Genomic DNA, 18,704 nt, shown 5'->3' on the forward strand with positions numbered 1-18,704 from the left:
CTCCTCCGACTAACGTGCCTCCAATCCAGTGCCTACTTCTCTGCCAGATAGCGGTGATGTTGCTTCACCAGCGGTGTCGGGAAAAGAATCGCGATGGCCACGGTCACGAAGGTGCCCAAGGTAATGCGCCAAGGAAACGACAAGACGAACGGTGTCTTCATGCCCAAGGCCTTTTGAACCCCGAGCACATTGCTCAGGAAAAGCACAGCCAGAATACCACAGGTCATGGCAATGATGTTCCCAGCATCGCTGCCTCGTGTGCGAGTGAGCACCGCCAGGAGGAAGACTCCCAACAAAGATCCAAAGGTAAACCCAAGGATGCCTAACACCAAGGGTAGGATCTCGACCTTCGGATTGTGGGCCATGAACCAAGCGGTCCAGACACCGACTCCGATGATGAGAATGGCAAAGAAGACTGTGCTCCAGCGTAACACAGAGATCTTTTTCGCTTCAGGCGCATCCTCGCCAAGGCGAGGCAGGATGAAGTCGCGAGACAGGCTGGTGGCCAAAGCATTTAGCGCTGTGCTCAGGGAACCCATGGCCGTAGCGAGAATACCAGCGGTGACGAGGCCGCGCATTCCTGCGGGCATTTCATGCATGATGAAGAAGGGGAAGACCTCCCGGCTTTCAGCAGGTAATTCTGCACTCGGATGGGCCATGTAATACGCCTTCAAAAGCACGCCAATGAGGATGAAGGCCGAGACAATCGGAAGATCCACGATGCCTGACAGAATGGTGGCAAAGGCGCTCTGGCGGCGGTTCTTCGCCGTAAGCATCCGCTGCACTGTATCCTGGTCGATCCCATGCGTGCTCATCGTGACAAAAGTACTGCCGATGATGGCGGCCCAAATGGTGTATTCGCTGGTGAAGACGTTTTTAAACCACGCCCAAGCGCCGGCTTCGGCGGGTTTTGCAAAGTCAAAGAACACAGGATTTTTGATCACCTCGCCCACCGTTTCCCAACCCCCTGGAATTTTCATGAGCAGGTAGGGAATGGTGAAGCCTAAGGAAGCAACGAGCACACCGACCTGGATGAAATCCGTCCAGATCACAGCGCGGATACCGCCCACGCTGGTGTAGAGTGCGGTCAAGAGTGTGACCACCACCACAGCACCGGCATACAGCCAAAACTTGGTTTGAGCATCCACGGCTCCCCCCTGCCACAGCGCCACCGCAAGGACGAGAATGATGGCGGAAACATACAACCGTGTCCCCATGGCCAGCACCCGAGTAAACATAAACGTGATGGAAGCGAACTTACGCGTCACCGGGCCGAAACGGGTCTCGAGAAACTCGTAGAGCGAGATCACACCGTGCTTGTAGAAGACCGGGATGAACAAGAAGCTAACGATGATGCGCGCCATCACAGTGCCGATGGCAAACTGCGCATAGCTCCAGTTTTGCCGGCTGTATCCAGCCTCCGGTGCACCTAAAAAGGTGGCGGCACTGATCTCCGCCGCGAGGATCGACGCCAACACTGCCCACCAAGCGATCTGACGATCCCCAAGTGTAAATCCCTCAACGCTACCGCTCTTACTCCGCTGAGACAGGCCAATGCCAATGATGAGGCCGAAGTAGGCTACGATGACGATGGCGTCGATGAGGTAAGGCATCCCGCAATCTCGCAGGTAATGCCCGAGGTCGCCAAGTGAATTGTCAACTTATCCCTGGAAGCCTTTACGCAAGATGTGAACTCCCAAAAGACCGAAGGCGATCATGGCGGGTACAGCTAGGAAGTGCAGCCAAATGACCAGGGGCCCGATCTCATTCAGCCCACCGAAGCCAGCCAATGTCCACTTCGCAAACAACCAAAGGATCACCGCACCAATCGCGGTCATCAGGCTTGACAGCAAAAAGAAGAGACCGCCTTCATCCATCTCAATGAGGCGGCGGGTGATCGCTCGCGGTTTCTCCGTCTTTTGTAAAAACATGGCGGCAGACAGCATATAAATCTGCGTGCCCAAGAGTGCAGCCAGCATCAGCAGCACTTGGCTGTGGATGTTGAAAATGTTAAACCCGCCCAGATTGATCGGTCCGGTGAACCCGGCCACAGCTTGCAGGATTGAGGCCAGAAGAATCAGCGTGAGCCCCTTCAACTCAAACAACCGGGGACGCTCAGAGAGAATGAACAGCAGGTGCCGCATGCCATCCCGCCAAGTGCGCAGGTGTGGCACACGATCAACCGGCGCTGGACGCAGGCCCGAAGGGATCTCAACCGTGCTGGCTCTGTGCTTTAGCGCTTTGATCAACAACTCCGAGGCAAACTCCATGCCGCTAGCGCGGATGTCCCATTTTAGATAAGACGTTTTTTTCAGACAGCGGAACCCGGAGTTACAGTCACTCAGGCGCCCCTTGAAAAGCAGATTGATCAGCGTGGTCAGCACGGGCGTGCCCAGGATGCGGTGCAGCGTGGGCATGGCACCGTCTTCGATCTTCCCTTTCATCCTGGAGGCGATACCCATATCCACATCCGCGATAGACGTGGTCTTATAAAGATCCAGCGCGTGCTCGTAGCAGTAGGTGCCGTCCGCATCCGCAAACATGACGTATTTGCCCTCAGCCGCTTCGATTCCGCCCCGCAATGCAGCGCCGTATCCTCGCTGAGCGACAGGCACGACACGAGCGCCGAGCCCTGCCGCGATTTCCCGGGATCCATCCGTGCTGCCATTGTCCGCAACGACGATCTCATACTTCAGCGCCGGATCAGCCCGCAGAGAGTCGTTCACGGCGTTGATACACAGAGCGATCGTGCGGCATTCATTGAGGCAGGGGAAGACAAAGGTCAGATCCATTACAGGCATTGGATGGCGAGCACCTTCGTTTTCGCCAGCAAATTGTCTAAAAGTCCGCTTCAAAAGATTCGTTTCACAAACAAAGGCGCGATTTTAGGCATTCTTCCTGTCAAATTTTCGTTTCGTCTGACGAGCCAGCGCAATGAGGACAATAAAGTTGCTTCCCATCGGGCATGGGTTATAATTATTATAACACCCTGCTCCGTGATCGTTTCCCCTCGTCATCAGGCTTCTTTACCGTCCATGTGGAGCCAAGCGTTCAGTTTGGTGGAGATGCTCATCGTCATCGCCATCGTTGGTGTCATGTCAGCGGTGGTCATTGCCTTTCTCGGTGGCGCACATCGTGAAAGCATGACGCGAGTGCGCGATCAGCGGAATGCTCAAGAAGTGGTCAGCCTGTGCATGGGGGCCGTTGCAGTGGGTGCCCCTGTCGTGGAGCCTGGAAATATGCGGACCACGATCGAGAATCTCATGGAGGGGAAGGCTGCATCATCCGGCATCTTTCAAGGCCGGATTTTCCGCATCAGCCAAATGAGTGAAGAAGAAATTGATGGCGCTCTTAAATATCTCTCTTGGCACGACAGCCAGCCTGTCTATGACGCCAAAGCCCATTAAAACGTTTTTCTGGATGGGGCCGAGTTCGCCACTAACAACAGGGTAAACAAGCCTCAAACTCTGGTCGGCAAGCGGGAATAGCTAGCGCCTCGTCGTGCAACTAATCTTTTTCGTGATTTTTTTGTAACGGGAGACTCTTAGACCCGGTAAAGTCTCTACTGAGTTGAGGCCTCAGCCCCGCTCATCATCCCGCTCCCCTCATGTTATCCATCTCGACCGTTATTCAAAAGCGTGCAGCGCTCTTTGCTGTGGCCGTCTTGGGGTTATCCAACCTCCAAGCTGCCTCACTGCCTTACCCTGGTAAACTGTTGTCGTTCTCCGCAAAGGAATCATATACGGATTACGTTTATTCATACAAGGATTCTGAAACCCGTGATACTTACACGGAGCAAGCATCGAAAGGAACCACCACCGTCTCTTTCTCCATGGCCCTCGGCCAAGAAAACGAGGAGACATTCGAGATTGAAGGGTTGGATTTATCCACAATTACGAGCGAAACTGCCTTTTCGTTTAACGTGGGGGAGGCCCTTTACGAAGGAACTTTGGAGATGGATCCCAACATCGATACGAATCTCCCTAAGCGTCGTGCCATTATTCCTCTCGGCTATGATGACGAAACGGGGGAGCCTTCTGCAGCTTATGCCAGCATCAAGCTATCTTGGACTGCGACAAAACTGACGGTAACTAGCGTGTTCCCATCAACTGAGAGCAACATTTATTTGTCCAATGTTCTGGGCGTTGAACCAGGCACTTCGGAGACCGTCCGAGGCAAGGCAGCCATTATGATTAATTTCGGGCCTGTGGAATCCAGCAACTACTACAGTGACGGTCTGGATGGCTACGTTTCTGGCACCACAAAAACGGTTATCAAGACCGTTGGAAAAGGAGAATCTGCGATGGAATTCGAACTTTCATCAGCGAGCCTCTCCGTCGTATTGGATACAGCTCCGCCGAAGATTACGCTACTGCCCCCCAAAGGTGGCTTCGTCGCCAAGAACGGTATGGTTACGCTTAAAGGCAAAGTGACTGATGCCTATGGCGTTCCGACGCTCTATTATTTCAATCCGAATGCAGAAGAATACGTTTACGAAGTTATTGACGATATCAACATCATCAAGGGGATAGAGCCTGAAGATGGACCTCCAGATTGGTGGGGGCCCGCAGAGGTAGAGTGGGAAGCCACCCTGCCTGTGGTTGAAGGAGTCAATGAATTTGAAATTGATGCTTATGACCAATCTAGCAACTACGCCTCCGTGCCCGTAAAAGTCATCGAACAAGTGTCTGATGTAAATGTGGGGCAATGGGTGGGCTTGATGGATCCTGAAGCGGGAGGAGGCGGCGGCTACATCAGTTTTACGGTCACTTCGACAGGTTCAGTGTCAGGCAAGTTGAGCCTCGAAGGCGGCCTCACAAAATCCCTCACTGGAATCTGGCATGGGCCTCATTTCCATGCCTACATCGACAAAGGCAAAAGCAGTGAGCTTTATGTGAGTGCTTACGCTGACGGCGAAAGCGTCGAAGACGTTCAATTGGTGATCGATGTGACGGATAACTTCGGTGACTATTCCTTCTCGGGCATTGCTTTCCGTGCACCGTACTCCACGACCAACAAGATACCAGCCGACAACACCTTGTTAGGCCAATTCAATGTGCAGATCGGTCAACCCGAAGAAACCTCTCTGGGTTACGGCTACTTCTCCATGATCATTGCAAACAAAGGCATCAATACTGTCGCCGGACGTTTGGCGGATGGGACTGCTTTCACCGCCTCTGGTTTGGTCGGGGCAGCAGGCCAGTTGCCGTTCTTTACACATCTCTACAAATCCGGGGCTTTCCAAAGTTCACAGTCCACTCTGGACAGCAACTCACTGAACATAGGCAATGCCTACTGGTCCAGACCTCCACTGTTCTCTGACAAGCAACTACCTGATGGCATTTGGGCCTCCCTCCCCACCAATGGTAGTCGCTACATCGCTCCAGGCGCTGGTGAGCGTATCCTCAATTTGGGCTCTGACATATCCCCAATCGGAGTTGTCGCAACTTGGTTCGGAGATGAAGTCATCATTGAAGAAAGCCAAGAGATTTTCATCTCGAACAAAAATGGCATTTCGGTGACTGATGGTGCGGCATTCACAGGAAAGGTTGATGCCAAGAAAAGCCTCGTCACTGGCTCCTTCAAGCTTCAAAACGATGCCACACGTGTGGCCACCTATTCGGGAATGATCGTCGGGGATAGCGTTGTCGGCCACTATATCCTGCCGCCCGAAAAAGGGACTGGCCCCGAAAAAGGCTTCGGAAAATTCAGGATTGCACTGCCATAGTGAATTGAGACTCTAAATTGGCGATCGTCTCCAAAACCGCAATTCAGGCTTTCTCTGGCCATCCAGAGAGAGCCTTTTGTTATGGCTTATCGATGAGAAGTCTACTGGCGGATGCTCAGGAAACTAGACGTGAGGAGGCTCCTTTTCTCGTGCTGCTCTGACCCTAAAATCGATCAATGGATCGGACCACCATCGCTATCTTCGAGATCCATCGCGCGAACACGTTTGCGGTCCCGTTCTGCCTGAACGACATTGCGCAGCTTTTCACGCACGTCTTCGACTCCCGCGATCGCTTTCATCTCCACCGTTGGCGTGGAGGCATCTGAGGTAATCATGGTAAGATTCCCAAGCCCCATGAGACGCAGGAAGAGCGGCTGGGTCATGGAATAATCTTTGACACGAAAAAGCTCCAACTCATCCAAATGCTTATTCAGGATGCCAGTGCTGATTCTCAAACGCTGTGTTGTCAGTTCATAGGAGGTGCACTTGGTCATCCACCAGCGGATGATCCACATGAAAAAAGGCACCACCAAGCCAATCGCGGACAGACCGGCAGTAAAAGGAATGCCTCCGATGGCCGCTGTAGCCAAAATCAGACAGAAGAGGTAATACCAAAAATGGACCCACTGGGAAGTGTGTCCTTTCCAGAGAGTGGTCTCAGCCGGTGAATTTAAGGGAGCAGGCGTGGACATAAGTTTTAAGTTTGGGAACGTGCGTGGCCAGAATAATCCTGGAGCGATCTTCGCGCCAAGTCTCTTTCGAGGGTTTTATTGTAACGAGATCAGATAGGATTTTTAGCATTTGCAGAAACATGGCTCCGCCCGAGTGCTTTCAAAGCCTCTGTGGTCTCAATTCGAGTCTCGGCCCAGTCGCCCAACCCAGCCGCAGGGACAAAGAACATCCCAGAAACACAGTCTCTGAGACGAAGTGATTGATTCGGCGCGGAGACGCGACACGGTGGCGGCCCTGACATGCTCACTGACCTGCACAATTACCTCTATCATCTGGAGCCCACCGGGGGCATCCCGCTGAAGCCTACGGGCGTCGTGCTGGGTCTCGCCCTGCTGGGCAGTCATCTCTGGGCTTGGCTGAAGGCGGATCAAGCCCGCGCTTTTTTGAAGGCCTTTCCCCGCCACTACGGCTGGGGGGTAGCACTGCTGAGTGTGGGTTTCCTGTGGGGAATGATGTGCCTGTTTAACATGGACATGGGGGAGTTCTTCTTTTTGCGGAAGTGGTTTCTCATGGCTGTGCCCATCGGCTTTGTGCTGGTGCTGACTCAGGTCAAGGAATTCCTGGCCGTGCGCGCGCTGGGTAGCCTGATGCTGCTGGCGGCTGGGCCGGTGTTGGCGGCGGCTTTCCTACAGCCGCAGGTGACTCGCCTGCTGCTACCACTGCTGGCCTATGTGTGGATCATCGTCGGCATGTTCTTTGTCGGCATGCCTTATCTGATGCGGGATTGGATCGACTGGGTCTTGGCCAAACCTGTGCGCTGGAGCTTGGCGGTGTGGTCAGGGGTGGCCTACGGGGCTCTGATGCTGATCCTGGCGATCACGACTTACTGATCTCCCATGAAAGGGCAGCCACCGCGTGTCCTCGTTATCCGTGGGGGAGCCATTGGGGACTTCGTCCTCACGCTGCCTGCCATCCGGCTGATCCGGCAGAACATTCCCGGCTGTCACCTGGAAGTGCTAGGGTATCCGGGGATCATGGATCTGGCCGTAACGGCGGGTCTGGCCGATGCCACGCGCAGCTTGGAGCACCGCAGTATGGCTCTACTCTTTGCCAAAGGGGCTGCCCTGGATCCAGCATTGGTGGATTACCTGCGCAGCTTCAACCTGGTGGTCAGTTACCTCTTTGATCCCGATGGTATTTTGAAAGGGCAAATGGAAGCGGTCGGCGTGAAAACCTATCTCGAATGCCCGCATCAAGTCTTGCCTGGCCAAGGTCATGCCGCTGAACAACTCGCACGACCGCTGGAGAAGCTGGCCATGTTTCTGGAACCTGAGCCCGATTGGCGCAGCCCGCTTTTCCAATTCGGTGAACCTCTGAGCAAGAAACCCCGCATCGCGCTCCACCTCGGCAGTGGTTCGGTGAAGAAAACCTGGCCCGTCGAGCATTGGCTACAGGTGACCAAGACGCTTCGGGAGGTCATGCCGGAGACTGAACTCGTGCTGATCACCGGGGAGGCCGAGCAGGAACGCGGCCTCACCGCAGGCTTTGAAGAGGCGGAGCGTTGGCACAGTCTGCCTTTACCAGAACTCGCCGCACGGCTTTGTACCTGCCGTCTTTTCCTCGGCCATGACAGCGGCATTTCCCATCTCGCTTCGGCTTGTGGAGTGCCTAGTTTTCTCCTCTTCGGGCCTACCGATCCAGCCACCTGGGCTCCACCTCAGGCTCAGGTGACCGTCGTGCAAGCCGAGGGAGGGGTTTGGGAACTGCTTCTCCCTGAGAAGGTGACTGAGGCACTCGTGACCAAGGTGCTGCCAGCGATGCCCCTCTGAAACAAGAAATGAGCATCTGGATGGTTTTACCATCCAAAGCTGATAAAGGGGCACCTAGATTCCTTTTCCTCAGGTATGCGGGATTGACAGTGCCCACTTCTTTCCGTCATAAAGTTCTGCCCCTCCCCGAATGTCCCAACCACCCCCTCCAACCCCTGCCGTAACTGTGGAGAACCTGACCAAGGTCTTCAAAGCTGGGCTGGGAAAAAAAGCGTTTATCGCCGTGCGCGAGCTCTCCTTGCAGGTGCAGCCTGGCGAGGTGTATGGCCTGATTGGGCCCAATGGCTCTGGCAAATCCACCACGATGAAGGCTATCCTAGGCCTTCTGTCTCCCACTCGCGGCAAGACCACCGTGTTTGGGAAATCCAGCACCGAAGTGGCCAGCCGCCGTGAAGTGGGTTTCTTACCGGAGAACCCTTATTTCTACAAACATCTCAACGGTCTCGAAACACTGCATTTTTATGGGCGCCTTTGCAGCATGAGCGGTAAGGATCTGCAAGATCGTGCCCGAGAAATGCTGGCCCTCACCGGCTTAGAAGATGCGTCGGATCGCCGCGTTGCAGGTTACTCCAAAGGCATGCTCCAGCGCCTTGGTCTGGCACAAGCGCTGTTGCATCGTCCGCGCTTGATCGTTCTGGATGAGCCCACAGCCGGGGTGGACCCGGCAGGCTCACGGAAGATTCGTGATCTCATTCTCGGATTCAAAGAACAGGGCATCACGGTGCTCGTCACCAGTCACCTGCTGGAACAGATGCAGGAAGTCTGCGACCGCGTCGGCATCATGGCACACGGCCAGATGATGCGTGAGGGCCGTGTGGATGAACTGATTGCTGTCGAAAACCACACGGAGTTGGTTCTTGAAGATGCCAGCCCTGAACTGCTCACCGAGATCAATCGTCTCATCAGTCAAGATAAACGGGCAAAGCTGCTGCATCAGGGCCACCCACGCACGACCTTGGAGCGCCTCTTCTTAGAAGCTACGGAAGACCCCAAGAACTGATCCAGCCGTCCTCCCCCCCACTCCAATGTCTCACTCGAATTTCTCTCCAGCCCGCATCTGGACCCTTGCCTCGGCGACGGTCACTCAGTTGCTGCGCATGAAGATCCTGGCCTTTCTCATTGTCTTCAGCGTCATCGTTGTAGCAGCCGGTTTTGCCTTCCCCGTGCTGAATCCTGAGCAGCAGCTCAAACAGCTGAAAGACGTCTCATTCGGGGCGCTTCAGGTGTTCAGCATCGTGATCGGCATCGTCGCGACCGCCCTACTGCTACCTCGCGATCTCGAAGACCGCACGCTCTACACGATCTTGTCGAAGCCTGTTCCTAGACATGAATATTTGTTAGGCAAGCTTCTAGGCGTCTTGCTTCTCATTGGCGGGGGACTCATTCTCATGGATCTGGGTTTCAGCGCGGTCCTCTGGCTGCGACAAAAGCTACTGTTAGCCCAAATGATTCAGTCACTGAATGCGCAGCGGCCCGAGGACGTCGCTCAATTGGAAAGCATCGTGGCTAAGCAGGGCCTGACCTGGAATCTTCATCTCGGCGTGCTTGCCGTGTTTCTCAAAGCCTCGGTCGTTTCTGCTCTAGCGCTCATGGTTTCCTGCTTTGCCAGCAGCACTCTTTTCACCGTCGTCATTACATTCTGCATCGTTATCATCGGCCATGGTCAAGGGATGATGCGGGAGTATTTCTTGAATGGTAAAATGAGTGCCTGGGCCGAGAAAGGTTTCTCTGCCTTGCTCGCCATTCTTACCCCCGACCTTGCCGTCTTTGACGTGGTGGAAAATGTCATTCAGGGGGAGCTTGTGACTTGGGGAGCTACCCAAGTGATGCTTGGCACGGCTGCCATGTATGTGGTGGCTTACTGCGTGGTGTCACACCTGTTGTTTGTTGAGAAGGAGCTGTGACCGCATGAAACGCAACATTCAGGCTCTGCTCGTTCTCCTCCTCCTCGGTATCATCAAGTTACCCGTGGAACAGGCTGCCACGGGCTATCTGCGCCAGCAACGTCTCCTGAGCCCCCCGCCCGATATGAGTGTGCGGGATAGCATCGGTCAAATGGGCTTTGCAGCCTCACTGGGAGGTCTGCGCTCTCTGGTGGCTAGCATTCTCTATCTCCAAGCCTACGATGCCTGGACGAATATCAACTGGGCCAAAGTGGATAGCCTTTTCCAGCTCATCACCAGCCTGCAACCTCGCTTTGATCGCTACTGGGATGAAGCCGCCTGGCACATGGCCTACAACGCCGCCTCCAGTTATTTGAATAACCAAAAGTTAAACTCCGCAGTGCGAGGCAAACTTTTCCACGATCACATCCAACGTGGAGTGGACATTCTTCAGCAAGGGTTGCGCTTCAATCCCAACAGTGCCCGTCTCTGGAATACTCTGGCGGAGACGTACGAGCGCCGTGTGCATGACCCCAAGAAAGCCGCCGAGTGCTATCTGGAAGTGGCACGTGTCATGAACAACGCCCGCTATGCCCGTCTCGCTGGCTATCAGTATGCACAGACCAGCGACCCTGAGCTGTGGAGGAAAGGCTATGATTTGCTCAAGGCCTCCTATGATCGCGGCCAGCGCCAGCCGACACTGATCAACACCCTCAAGCAGCTTGAACACCAGCTCAAACTCCCGGCGACTCAGCGCATTCCTGATGCCCCTGTGCCTGTCCAGATAGAGCGTGGTGCAACCGGGCCTTAGAGAGAAGCTATTTATCGCGCAGTCGTAAAATTCTGACCTCCGCTCTTCGTCAGAAAAAGTTGGACTTTCGTTCTTTCAGACCACGACCTTTTCGCCTGTATAAGTGTATGTCGTCAGCCTCCACTCTTCGGTCTTGTTGTGCCTTAATTACTTTCGTTTCGGTCTTTGCGTCGCTTTTGCCAAGCCTAAGCACGGAATTGCCACTCCGAGTGACGCTGACAGGCAAGCCTGGGCTCTACACCCAAGCCCAGTGGAAGATGGACTGGCCAGGTTGTGAATTTGAGGGAGGGGTGACTCCAGGTCGTGTCGAACTGCGACCCGCTGATCTGGCGGCGAAGATGGGCCCAGCTCTACGTATCCACTTTGCCCCCGGTCAAATCGGTCCCGAAGAGGGTGGTGCTGGCTGGCGCTGGCCCATCGGCACCCATGACGCGGTAGAGTTGCTCTACACGGTGCGCTTTTCCCCCGACTTTGAATTTGTTAAAGGTGGCAAGCTTCCCGGCCTTTGTGGCGGACCTGAAAATGTCAGCGGTGGCCGTCGTGCGGATGGTCATAATGGCTTCTCCGCCCGTCTGATGTGGAGACGTGAGGCTCGTGGTGAAGCTTATCTCTATCACAAAAACCAGCCGGAGAAATACGGGCAAAGCTTCGCCTTCCCCAAGGACTTTCATTTCCCCGTCGGTGTGCCTGTGAAGGTGCGCCTAGCTGTGACAATGAATCGTCCAGAGCAAAAGGATGGCAGTGTACGCGTCTGGATCACGTTACCTAACGAAAAGGAAAAAATGCTAGTAGAACAGACCCACATGGAGTGGCGCAGCTCGGCCAAATTCGGAGTGGATGGCCTCTATTTCGAAGCATTCCACGGTGGCAGCGATACCACTTGGGCTCCTAAAACTCCCTGCTGGGCTGAGTTTAGCGACATCCAGGTGACCGCTGCGAGTCGGTAGAAGGAGTCTTTTCAGCTCGCTGATTGATAACAGTCCGTCCTGGCTTTCAAGTGCAGCACGGACAAGGTTGCACCCAGTGACCGGGACTCACTTCCTTGAGAGAAAGGTCCATGCCCACACTCTTTTCCCAGAGAGGATGCTTCATCCGGTGACCGAAGGCACAGCCTGGGGGTGGGTTGATGGGAGATGGGACGTCGCCTTGCAGGAGCAGCCGCTTGCGGCGCTTCGTCGGATCAGGTTCGGGAATGGCATCCAAGAGAGCCCGCGTATAAGCATGTCGAGGCTGGCGATAGAGTTCCTCGGCTGGGGCGAGCTCGACGATCTTGCCGAGATACATCACCGCTACTCGGTCGCTCATGTGCTTCACCACGCTCAGTCCGTGTGCAATGAAGAGGTAGCTGAGACCCATCTCACGTTGCAGGTCTAACAGGAGATTGAGAACCTGACTTTGCACGGAGACGTCCAGGGCCGAAACGGGTTCATCGCAGATGATGAGCTTGGGTTTCAAGGCGATGGCTCGGGCAATCCCAATGCGCTGACGCTGCCCCCCCGAAAATTCGAAGGGGAAACGATCTGCGGATGCGGCAGACAGCCCGACTTTATCCAGAAGCTCGGCCACCCATTTGCGCCGTTCGTCTTTCGTGCCCAGTTTCTGGACGATGAAAGGCTCTTCAAGAATGTCGCGCACAGTATGCCGAGGATTGAGGGACTCAGCGGGATCTTGAAAGATCATCTGCATGTATCGGCGCATGGGACGCAGTGCGCCGATGCCAGCCGTGGTGATGTCCTTGCCCTCGAAGTGAATGCTGCCACTGGTGGGTTTCAGCAGGCGAACGATGGCTTTGCCGAGCGTGGTCTTACCACAACCCGATTCGCCCACGAGCCCCAGCGTCTCACCTTCCTCCAGAGAGAAACTCACCCCATCCACGGCCTTGCAGGAGGCGACGGAACGGCGAAGCAGACCACCCCGCACCGGGAAATGCTGCTGAAGATTTTGAACAGTGAGAAGGCTCATGCGACGCAAACAGGGCAGTTTTCCACCCAGTGACCCGGGGAGATTTCGATGAAGGGGGGACGATTTTGCAGATGTGCTTCCGTGTGAGGACGACGTGAACGGGCTGCAAATCGGCAGCCGGGTAGGAAGTCGGCAATCCCAGGCACGTTACCGGGGATCGCTTTCAGAGGCGTCTTGGGCACGCTATCCAGGCGGGGGATGCTGGCCAGCAGGCCTTGGGTATATGCATGGCGGGGATGGGCAAAGACATCGTTCACACCGGCTCGCTCGACGATGCGACCCGCATACATGACCGCGACTTCGTCACATACTTCGGCAATGACACCGAGATCGTGCGTGATCAGCACCACACTCATGCCCATGTCCTTTTGCAGATCAGCCATCAGTTCCAGGATCTGCGCCTGCACGGTGACATCCAGAGCCGTGGTGGGTTCATCGGCGATGAGGAGCTTCGGTTTGTTGATCAACGCCATGGCGATCATCACGCGTTGACGCATGCCGCCGCTGAGTTGGTGCGGGTATTCGTTCAGGCGAGTCTCCGGCGCGGGGATTCGCACCTTGCGCATCATGTCCAGGCTGCGAGACAGCACTTCGTTCTTGCTGCACTGAGTGTGTAGCAGGATGGCCTCAGCCAATTGCTTGCCGACGGTTTGCACCGGATTCAGCGCCGTCATGGGCTCTTGGAAAATCATGCTGATTTCCTGCCCACGCAGCTTTTGCATCTCCTCCAGGGGAAGCGTGCGGAGGTTATGTCCTTCAAATTGGATGCTGCCGGAGAGAACCTGGCCGTGCGGTTGGGGCAGCAGGCGCGTGATGGAAAAGGCGGTGACACTTTTTCCGCAGCCGGATTCCCCGACGATGCCGAGGGTGCGACCGCGTGGCACATCAAAGCTGATGCCATCCACCGCAACCATGCGCCCCGCATCGGTATCAAAGGCGGTGACGAGGTCTCGGACCTCAAGAATGGAAGATGGGGAACTCATGGCTGGGGATCACGAAACTGCTCAAATACGCGGCTGACTTCGCCAAAGGAACGCCCTTCACGCATGGCCTTCTGGGTTTCTTCTTTGATGTCTTCATCAATCCACCAAGCAAAGGCCTCATTGGCCTCACGGGTAAACTTGAAGTTACCGCCCTCCGGCCAGCGCAGCCAGCGCCAGTGGAAATAACGATAAAGCGGCACCTCCCAGGTGGGGATCTCGGAGGCTTGCTCTTGCACCTTTTCCTCAATCAACCAGCAAAGGCGCTGCATCTCGTCTTCGTTTGGAGCCTCGCGCTGTTCATCAATCAACTTGTCCAGCTCGGCGTTGGCTGTTTGGGTGAAGTTATTGGTTTCAGTCTTGGGTTTACGGGTGCCTTTTTCATAGGCGTTATCGCTGTGATAAAACTGCCAGGGTTCAGGATAGGGCGGTGTTGCGCCGAAACCTGCGAGCACCAACTCATGCTTTTTCTCAGCCGCTTTTTTGAAGAGTTGAGTGAAGTCCAGAGACTCGATCTGAAGGTCCACCCCCGCTTTCAGCGCATCTTCTTTCCAGATCAAGGCCGCTTGGTTATAAAGCGGCAAATTGCCGACACTGAGCGTGAAGGTGAGGCGTTTCCCGGCATCATTGGTTAGAACGCCATCGCGTCCAGATTTCGTGAAGCCTGCTTTGGTAAAAGCCTCCCGAGCTTTGGCCGGATCATAAGGACGAGCGCGCAGGTTGGGACTGGTGAAACGGCCAAATCCCGCAAAGGCGCTCTGCATGCGCACGGCGTCATCCCGCAGCACCACAGAGATCACCTTCTCCATATTGAAGGCGTGATGCAGACCCACACGGATGTCTAGGTTATCCAACAAAGGCTTGCTTTGATTGATGAAAATACAGCGTGGGATGCGAGGGTATTGATTGTAAAAGGAATAACGCTCGATGTAGCCATTGAGCAGTTCAGGGATGTCACCTTTGTCATACCAATAGGTAGGCGGCAGGAGTTGGGCGCTGCTGGAAAAAAGATCGAGCTTGCCCTGACGGAACATCTCAAAGGCTTTGTCCATGGAGCTGATCATGCGATAGACGACGTGATCCGCATTGTAGCGATAGCGATAGTATTTCTTGTCCTTCGCCCACCAGTTTTTCACGCGTGTGAGCGTGATGCTGCGGCCAAATTTAACATCTTCGAGCTTGATGTCGTAGGCACCAGCTGTTGGCATCTTACGCCACTGATAGCGAGCGGGGAAATCATCGGTGAACTCGCGGAAAAAGTGCCGTGGCATCGGTCCCATGTTGGCGGAGTAGATGGGGTCAGGCTTCGGTTTCGTTAGAGTCACCGAGAGTGTGCGTTCATCGTATTTGGTGATGCAGGTGAACTCGCGTTGAAAGTAGTCGGCCCGGAAAGGGTCCTTGGCATGCTTTGACAGCGACATGTAAAAGGCCATGAAGAAATCTTCGACCTCCACTTTCACGCCGTCCGAATAGGTGGCATCCGGATCGAGGCGGAAGAAAACGGTGAGGCGATCTTCGCTGACGGCCCATTCATTCGCCAAGCCCGGGATCCAGGTGTCCAAATCCAGGTGCTTGCTCAGCAGGCTCATTTCGATGTTGTCATAGTGCTCGCTACGGAAGGTGTTGTTACCGTCTGGACCCATGAAACGCAGGGTCGAGGGGTAGTTCGGCATGTCATAGTTGAACGTGCCGCCCTTCTTCGCCTCAGGGGAACCCATGTCGGGATAATCCAGGCCTGTTTCCCACTTCAAGTTAGGCGGAAGGTCGGCGGGGGTGCGGAAGCGATACAGATCAGGCTTGGCCTGCCAGGCGGCTTTGACCTCCTCGGTGTTGTCGTAGGGAGGAAAACGATCATCCGTCACGGTGCGCGAGCACGCGCTTATGAGCAGGGTGCAACCGAGCAGCAAGGCTGTTAAGGTTTGATGGAATGAAAATCTCATGGCTCGTGTCAGTCCAGTTGCTGCGAGTAATGTAACCATCGGGACTGGGCTCATTTGTAGATCGTGAACTTTTTCGGATCGAAGGCTTCGCGAACGGCTTCACCCACAAAGGTGACTAGCACGAGAACCGAGGCCATGGCGAAGAACGCGCTGCTGACGATCCAGGGATAGGAGAAGTTATCCACGCCCTCATGCAGCAGTCGGCCCCAGCTGGGTTCATCTGGGGGGAGGCCAAAGCCCAGGAAGTCCAGGGCAGCCAGGGAGGTGATGACACCGGCGACTTCAAACGGGGCGAGTGTCACCAGGATGGCGATCACATTCGGCAGCACTTGGCGGAAGATGATGCGGGGTGTGCTGGCTCCGAGCAGGCGTGCAGCAGCCACGTAGTCTCGAGCTTTCTCACGGAAAACGGCGGTGCGCAGGTAACTGGTGGTGCCCATCCAGCCGAAGGCGGCAATCACGGCCACAAGCACCGTCAAGCTCGGCGTGATGAGTGAACTGATGATGGCCACGACAAAGAGGAAGGGCAGCACGGACCAGATCTCCATGAAACGCTGGACGGTGATGTCCACCCAGCCACCGAAGTAACCCAGAGCGCCCCCGACAAAGATGCCAATGACAAACACCGCAGACACATAAAGAACGGCGGCGACGAGAGCCTGCTGCCAGCCCCCGAAGAGCATGGCCAGCACGTCTTGCCCAGTGGTATTGGTGCCCAGGTAATGTCGATGAGCAGCGGAGGGATAGGATGGCGGATAAACGAGGCGCTGCCAGACGGAGCCCGCTTGGGATTCCAGGGCTGCTGCTTGGCCATCTGAGAAGTCGGTGTAAGCCACGCGCTGGCCGTTTTCATAACGGCCTTTCTCCACCTGTTCACCCTTTTCATTCCAGCCTCGGAAGTCGCCATGCTTCAGGCCTCGGCGAAACTGGAACTCTTGGCGTTTCTGGTCGGGATTGTTGGCAAAGACGGTGTAAGCCGTGCCATTGAGTGGGAGGCCACCCTCTTTAAGGCTGAGCTTGTCACCATGCATTTCCAACTCTTCGATGATGGGTGGCGCATCCAATTTAGTCGCAAAAGGCACCAAGGGCAGAATCACCCAGTCACCCTTGTTCTCACGTCGGCTGCGAGTCTGCAACTCACGGTAATCCGTCTCCGCTTCCGTCTCGAAACCGAACGTCTTGCCTGGCAGAAAATCGCCACGCAGGAAGGGAAAATAAAACTCCCCAGCATAACGAACGATGAGGGCGCGTTTGCCCACCACCAGATTATCCAGGCTTGCCAACCCGGCGAGACCGAGCAAGATGAGGAAGGAAATGTAACCCCGACGAATGGAACGAAAGCGTCGGATCTGCTTCAAGGTCAGTGGGCTGAATTGCCACTCCCGCTGGGGGCGCAGGATGAGGCGCAAGCCCATGACTGTGAGAAGAGCCAGAAGAATCCAACCTGGCCAAGGGCCGCCGAGAAAGGGAATCTTAAACACAGGAACCTGAAAACCCAGGCCCTGAAACAACGCCGAAAGAACAGCGAAGCCAACAGAGAGATAACCAGTGGTGCGTGGGCTCATGGGTAGGTTTACTCAAAGCGGACTCGCGGATCGGTAAGCGCCACGAAGTAGTCAGACAGGATGTTGCCAAGCATGATGAGAAAGACATCCACCGTGAGGATGCCCAGAACGAGAGGGTAATCACGATCCGTGATGCTCTGGATCATGAGCAACCCGAAACCATCGATCTGAAAGATGCGCTCGATCAGCATAGAGCCTCCAACGAAGATGGTGGTGATGCTGCCCAGGGTCGTCGCAATCGGGATCAAAGAGTTTCTCAGCGCATGACCAATCACCGCGCGGCGGAAGCTGCCGCCTTTCGCAATGGCCGTGCGGACATAATCCGCGGCGAGGTTATCCATGAGGTTATTCTTCATGAGCATGGTCATGAAGGCAAAGCTGCCGATCATGTAGCAGATCAGGGGCAGCACGGCGTGGTGCAGGATGTCCCACACCTTGCCGCCGAAACTGAGAGAGTCGAAGTTTTCCCCGGTAAAGCCTTCCGTGGGAAACCAGCCGAGGCGGGCGGCCAGATACACCACCATGAGACTGCCGAGCAGGAAGCCTGGGATGGAGTAACCGATGAAGATGAGCATTGAGGTCACGTTGTCGATCACCGTGCGGTGTTTAATCGCCTTCAAGACACCCAAAGGGATACACACCACATAAGTCATGATGAAGGTGAGCAGTCCGTAGAAGATCGAGACGGGCATCTTCGAGGTCATCATCTCCAGCACAGGCTGATTGTAGCTCGATGACACATGGAAGTAGCCGTGGATGACCCCTTTGCGTTGCGGGCGATAGATGACCACGCGTTCCTTCGCAGGCTCGGCTCGGGTTTCCCAGCCTTCGAGCGCCTTGGCATCTTCGGCCTTTAGCGTGCCGTCGCGCGTTACCGTGGCTTGGGTGAGCTTGTAGGCGTTGTTGGGGGTCCATTCCTCCTTGGGCAGCAGCACCTTCAGCGTGACGGACATCTCCTTGGTTTCTTTTTCGAACTTCACAAACTGAAGTGACTCTTCGCGTGGTAAGACGCCTAGCCAGATGCCATAGGCCTGGAGGAAAGGCTTATCGAAGCCATAATAGGCAGCGAGCTCTTCCATCTGCTCTTCGCTCAGAGACGAGCCGGCGTTTTTACCCCCACCTTTTTCATTCATCAGCGCTTGCTGCATGACTCTCTCCATGGGGCCGCCGGGCGTGATGCGTGTGATGAAAAAAACCACCAGGGTCGCCCCGATCAGCGTGGGGAAGATGAGGAGAAAGCGCCGGATGAAATAGTCTCGCATGAGATAGGTGGACAGAAACTCTCAGGCATACGTTCGCCAGAGACAAGGAATTGTGTGGTTTTTCCTCGGTAG

General features: G+C 55.2%; 16 protein-coding genes. 8 read left to right on the top strand and 8 right to left on the bottom strand.

Annotation, left to right across the window (positions count from 1 at the left end):
* Positions 1 to 32: 32 nt before the first annotated feature.
* Both B5D61_RS02885 and B5D61_RS02890 read right to left on the bottom strand, forming a co-directional pair.
* Positions 33 to 1,613, bottom strand: coding sequence for a sodium:solute symporter (locus tag B5D61_RS02885; RefSeq protein ID WP_078811809.1), 1,581 nt, complete (start codon positions 1,611 to 1,613; stop codon positions 33 to 35).
* Between the two features lie 48 nt (positions 1,614 to 1,661).
* Positions 1,662 to 2,792: a glycosyltransferase family 2 protein gene (locus B5D61_RS02890; RefSeq protein ID WP_176159190.1), complete on the bottom strand. Its 1,131-nt coding sequence runs from the start codon at positions 2,790 to 2,792 to the stop codon at positions 1,662 to 1,664.
* 12 nt (positions 2,793 to 2,804) lie between these two features.
* On the opposite strand from B5D61_RS02890, the gene B5D61_RS02895 reads away from it, so the two are divergent.
* Both B5D61_RS02895 and B5D61_RS02900 read left to right on the top strand, forming a co-directional pair.
* On the top strand, positions 2,805 to 3,407 hold the full coding sequence (locus B5D61_RS02895) for a type II secretion system protein (RefSeq protein ID WP_078811811.1): 603 nt from the start codon (positions 2,805 to 2,807) through the stop codon (positions 3,405 to 3,407).
* A 200-nt stretch (positions 3,408 to 3,607) separates the two neighbouring features.
* The gene (locus B5D61_RS02900; protein ID WP_078811812.1) at positions 3,608 to 5,728 is read left to right on the top strand and encodes a hypothetical protein; all 2,121 of its coding nucleotides are present in this window, start codon (positions 3,608 to 3,610) and stop codon (positions 5,726 to 5,728) included.
* A gap of 173 nt (positions 5,729 to 5,901) precedes the next feature.
* Here the strand turns inward: B5D61_RS02900 and B5D61_RS02905 are convergent, their stop codons facing one another.
* On the bottom strand, positions 5,902 to 6,420 hold the full coding sequence (locus B5D61_RS02905) for a PH domain-containing protein (RefSeq protein ID WP_078811813.1): 519 nt from the start codon (positions 6,418 to 6,420) through the stop codon (positions 5,902 to 5,904).
* A 279-nt stretch (positions 6,421 to 6,699) separates the two neighbouring features.
* Here B5D61_RS02905 and B5D61_RS02910 point away from each other — a divergent pair, with 279 nt between their 5' ends.
* The 6 genes from B5D61_RS02910 to B5D61_RS02935 all read left to right on the top strand — a co-directional run bounded on the left by B5D61_RS02910 (position 6,700) and on the right by B5D61_RS02935 (position 11,870).
* Positions 6,700 to 7,290 carry a hypothetical protein gene (locus B5D61_RS02910; RefSeq protein ID WP_078811814.1) on the top strand — a complete coding sequence of 197 codons (591 nt, stop codon included), beginning with the start codon at positions 6,700 to 6,702 and terminating at the stop codon, positions 7,288 to 7,290.
* A gap of 6 nt (positions 7,291 to 7,296) precedes the next feature.
* Positions 7,297 to 8,229, top strand: a complete 933-nt coding sequence (locus B5D61_RS02915; protein WP_078811815.1) for a glycosyltransferase family 9 protein — start codon at positions 7,297 to 7,299, stop codon at positions 8,227 to 8,229.
* A 130-nt stretch (positions 8,230 to 8,359) separates the two neighbouring features.
* Positions 8,360 to 9,229, top strand: a complete 870-nt coding sequence (locus tag B5D61_RS02920) for an ABC transporter ATP-binding protein (RefSeq protein WP_078811816.1) — start codon at positions 8,360 to 8,362, stop codon at positions 9,227 to 9,229.
* A 25-nt stretch (positions 9,230 to 9,254) separates the two neighbouring features.
* Positions 9,255 to 10,133 (top strand): ABC transporter permease subunit, encoded by an 879-nt coding sequence (locus tag B5D61_RS02925; RefSeq protein ID WP_078811817.1) that lies wholly within the window; start codon positions 9,255 to 9,257, stop codon positions 10,131 to 10,133.
* Positions 10,134 to 10,137: 4 nt separating this feature from the next.
* Complete coding sequence (locus tag B5D61_RS02930) at positions 10,138 to 10,923, top strand: hypothetical protein (protein WP_078811818.1); 786 nt, start codon at positions 10,138 to 10,140, stop codon at positions 10,921 to 10,923.
* Between the two features lie 176 nt (positions 10,924 to 11,099).
* Positions 11,100 to 11,870 (top strand): polysaccharide lyase, encoded by a 771-nt coding sequence (locus B5D61_RS02935; RefSeq protein WP_176159191.1) that lies wholly within the window; start codon positions 11,100 to 11,102, stop codon positions 11,868 to 11,870.
* A gap of 46 nt (positions 11,871 to 11,916) precedes the next feature.
* Here B5D61_RS02935 and B5D61_RS02940 read toward each other — a convergent pair whose 3' ends face one another.
* Genes B5D61_RS02940 through B5D61_RS02960 form a run of 5 tightly spaced genes read right to left on the bottom strand, consistent with a single transcriptional unit; the run spans position 11,917 to position 18,632 of the window.
* A complete protein-coding gene (locus B5D61_RS02940) occupies positions 11,917 to 12,885 on the bottom strand; it encodes an ABC transporter ATP-binding protein (protein WP_078811820.1) in 969 nt (322 codons plus the stop codon).
* On the bottom strand, positions 12,882 to 13,868 hold the full coding sequence (locus B5D61_RS02945) for an ABC transporter ATP-binding protein (RefSeq protein WP_078811821.1): 987 nt from the start codon (positions 13,866 to 13,868) through the stop codon (positions 12,882 to 12,884). Before B5D61_RS02945 ends, B5D61_RS02940 begins: the two co-directional genes overlap by 4 nt.
* Positions 13,865 to 15,805 carry an extracellular solute-binding protein gene (locus B5D61_RS02950; protein ID WP_176159192.1) on the bottom strand — a complete coding sequence of 647 codons (1,941 nt, stop codon included), beginning with the start codon at positions 15,803 to 15,805 and terminating at the stop codon, positions 13,865 to 13,867. Before B5D61_RS02950 ends, B5D61_RS02945 begins: the two co-directional genes overlap by 4 nt.
* Before the next feature lie 50 nt (positions 15,806 to 15,855).
* Positions 15,856 to 17,370 carry an ABC transporter permease subunit gene (locus tag B5D61_RS02955; protein WP_078811823.1) on the bottom strand — a complete coding sequence of 505 codons (1,515 nt, stop codon included), beginning with the start codon at positions 17,368 to 17,370 and terminating at the stop codon, positions 15,856 to 15,858.
* An 8-nt stretch (positions 17,371 to 17,378) separates the two neighbouring features.
* The gene (locus B5D61_RS02960; RefSeq protein WP_217698896.1) at positions 17,379 to 18,632 is read right to left on the bottom strand and encodes an ABC transporter permease; all 1,254 of its coding nucleotides are present in this window, start codon (positions 18,630 to 18,632) and stop codon (positions 17,379 to 17,381) included.
* Between the last annotated feature and the right edge of the window lie 72 nt (positions 18,633 to 18,704).

Origin of the sequence: Prosthecobacter debontii, assembly GCF_900167535.1 — a bacterium.
GTDB classification, from domain to species: domain Bacteria; phylum Verrucomicrobiota; class Verrucomicrobiia; order Verrucomicrobiales; family Verrucomicrobiaceae; genus Prosthecobacter; species Prosthecobacter debontii.

Excerpts from the sequence above, each read along its gene's own strand:
- B5D61_RS02885 (WP_078811809.1), bottom strand. The coding sequence starts at position 1,613 with ATGCCTTACCTCATCGACGCCATCGTCATCGTAGCCTACTTCGGCCTC.
- B5D61_RS02890 (WP_176159190.1), bottom strand. The coding sequence starts at position 2,792 with ATGGATCTGACCTTTGTCTTCCCCTGCCTCAATGAATGCCGCACGATC.
- B5D61_RS02895 (WP_078811811.1), top strand. The coding sequence starts at position 2,805 with ATGGCGAGCACCTTCGTTTTCGCCAGCAAATTGTCTAAAAGTCCGCTT.
- B5D61_RS02900 (WP_078811812.1), top strand. The coding sequence starts at position 3,608 with ATGTTATCCATCTCGACCGTTATTCAAAAGCGTGCAGCGCTCTTTGCT.
- B5D61_RS02905 (WP_078811813.1), bottom strand. The coding sequence starts at position 6,420 with ATGTCCACGCCTGCTCCCTTAAATTCACCGGCTGAGACCACTCTCTGG.
- B5D61_RS02910 (WP_078811814.1), top strand. The coding sequence starts at position 6,700 with ATGCTCACTGACCTGCACAATTACCTCTATCATCTGGAGCCCACCGGG.
- B5D61_RS02915 (WP_078811815.1), top strand. The coding sequence starts at position 7,297 with ATGAAAGGGCAGCCACCGCGTGTCCTCGTTATCCGTGGGGGAGCCATT.
- B5D61_RS02920 (WP_078811816.1), top strand. The coding sequence starts at position 8,360 with ATGTCCCAACCACCCCCTCCAACCCCTGCCGTAACTGTGGAGAACCTG.
- B5D61_RS02925 (WP_078811817.1), top strand. The coding sequence starts at position 9,255 with ATGTCTCACTCGAATTTCTCTCCAGCCCGCATCTGGACCCTTGCCTCG.
- B5D61_RS02930 (WP_078811818.1), top strand. The coding sequence starts at position 10,138 with ATGAAACGCAACATTCAGGCTCTGCTCGTTCTCCTCCTCCTCGGTATC.
- B5D61_RS02940 (WP_078811820.1), bottom strand. The coding sequence starts at position 12,885 with ATGAGCCTTCTCACTGTTCAAAATCTTCAGCAGCATTTCCCGGTGCGG.
- B5D61_RS02945 (WP_078811821.1), bottom strand. The coding sequence starts at position 13,868 with ATGAGTTCCCCATCTTCCATTCTTGAGGTCCGAGACCTCGTCACCGCC.
- B5D61_RS02950 (WP_176159192.1), bottom strand. The coding sequence starts at position 15,805 with ATGAGATTTTCATTCCATCAAACCTTAACAGCCTTGCTGCTCGGTTGC.
- B5D61_RS02955 (WP_078811823.1), bottom strand. The coding sequence starts at position 17,370 with ATGAGCCCACGCACCACTGGTTATCTCTCTGTTGGCTTCGCTGTTCTT.
- B5D61_RS02960 (WP_217698896.1), bottom strand. The coding sequence starts at position 18,632 with ATGCGAGACTATTTCATCCGGCGCTTTCTCCTCATCTTCCCCACGCTG.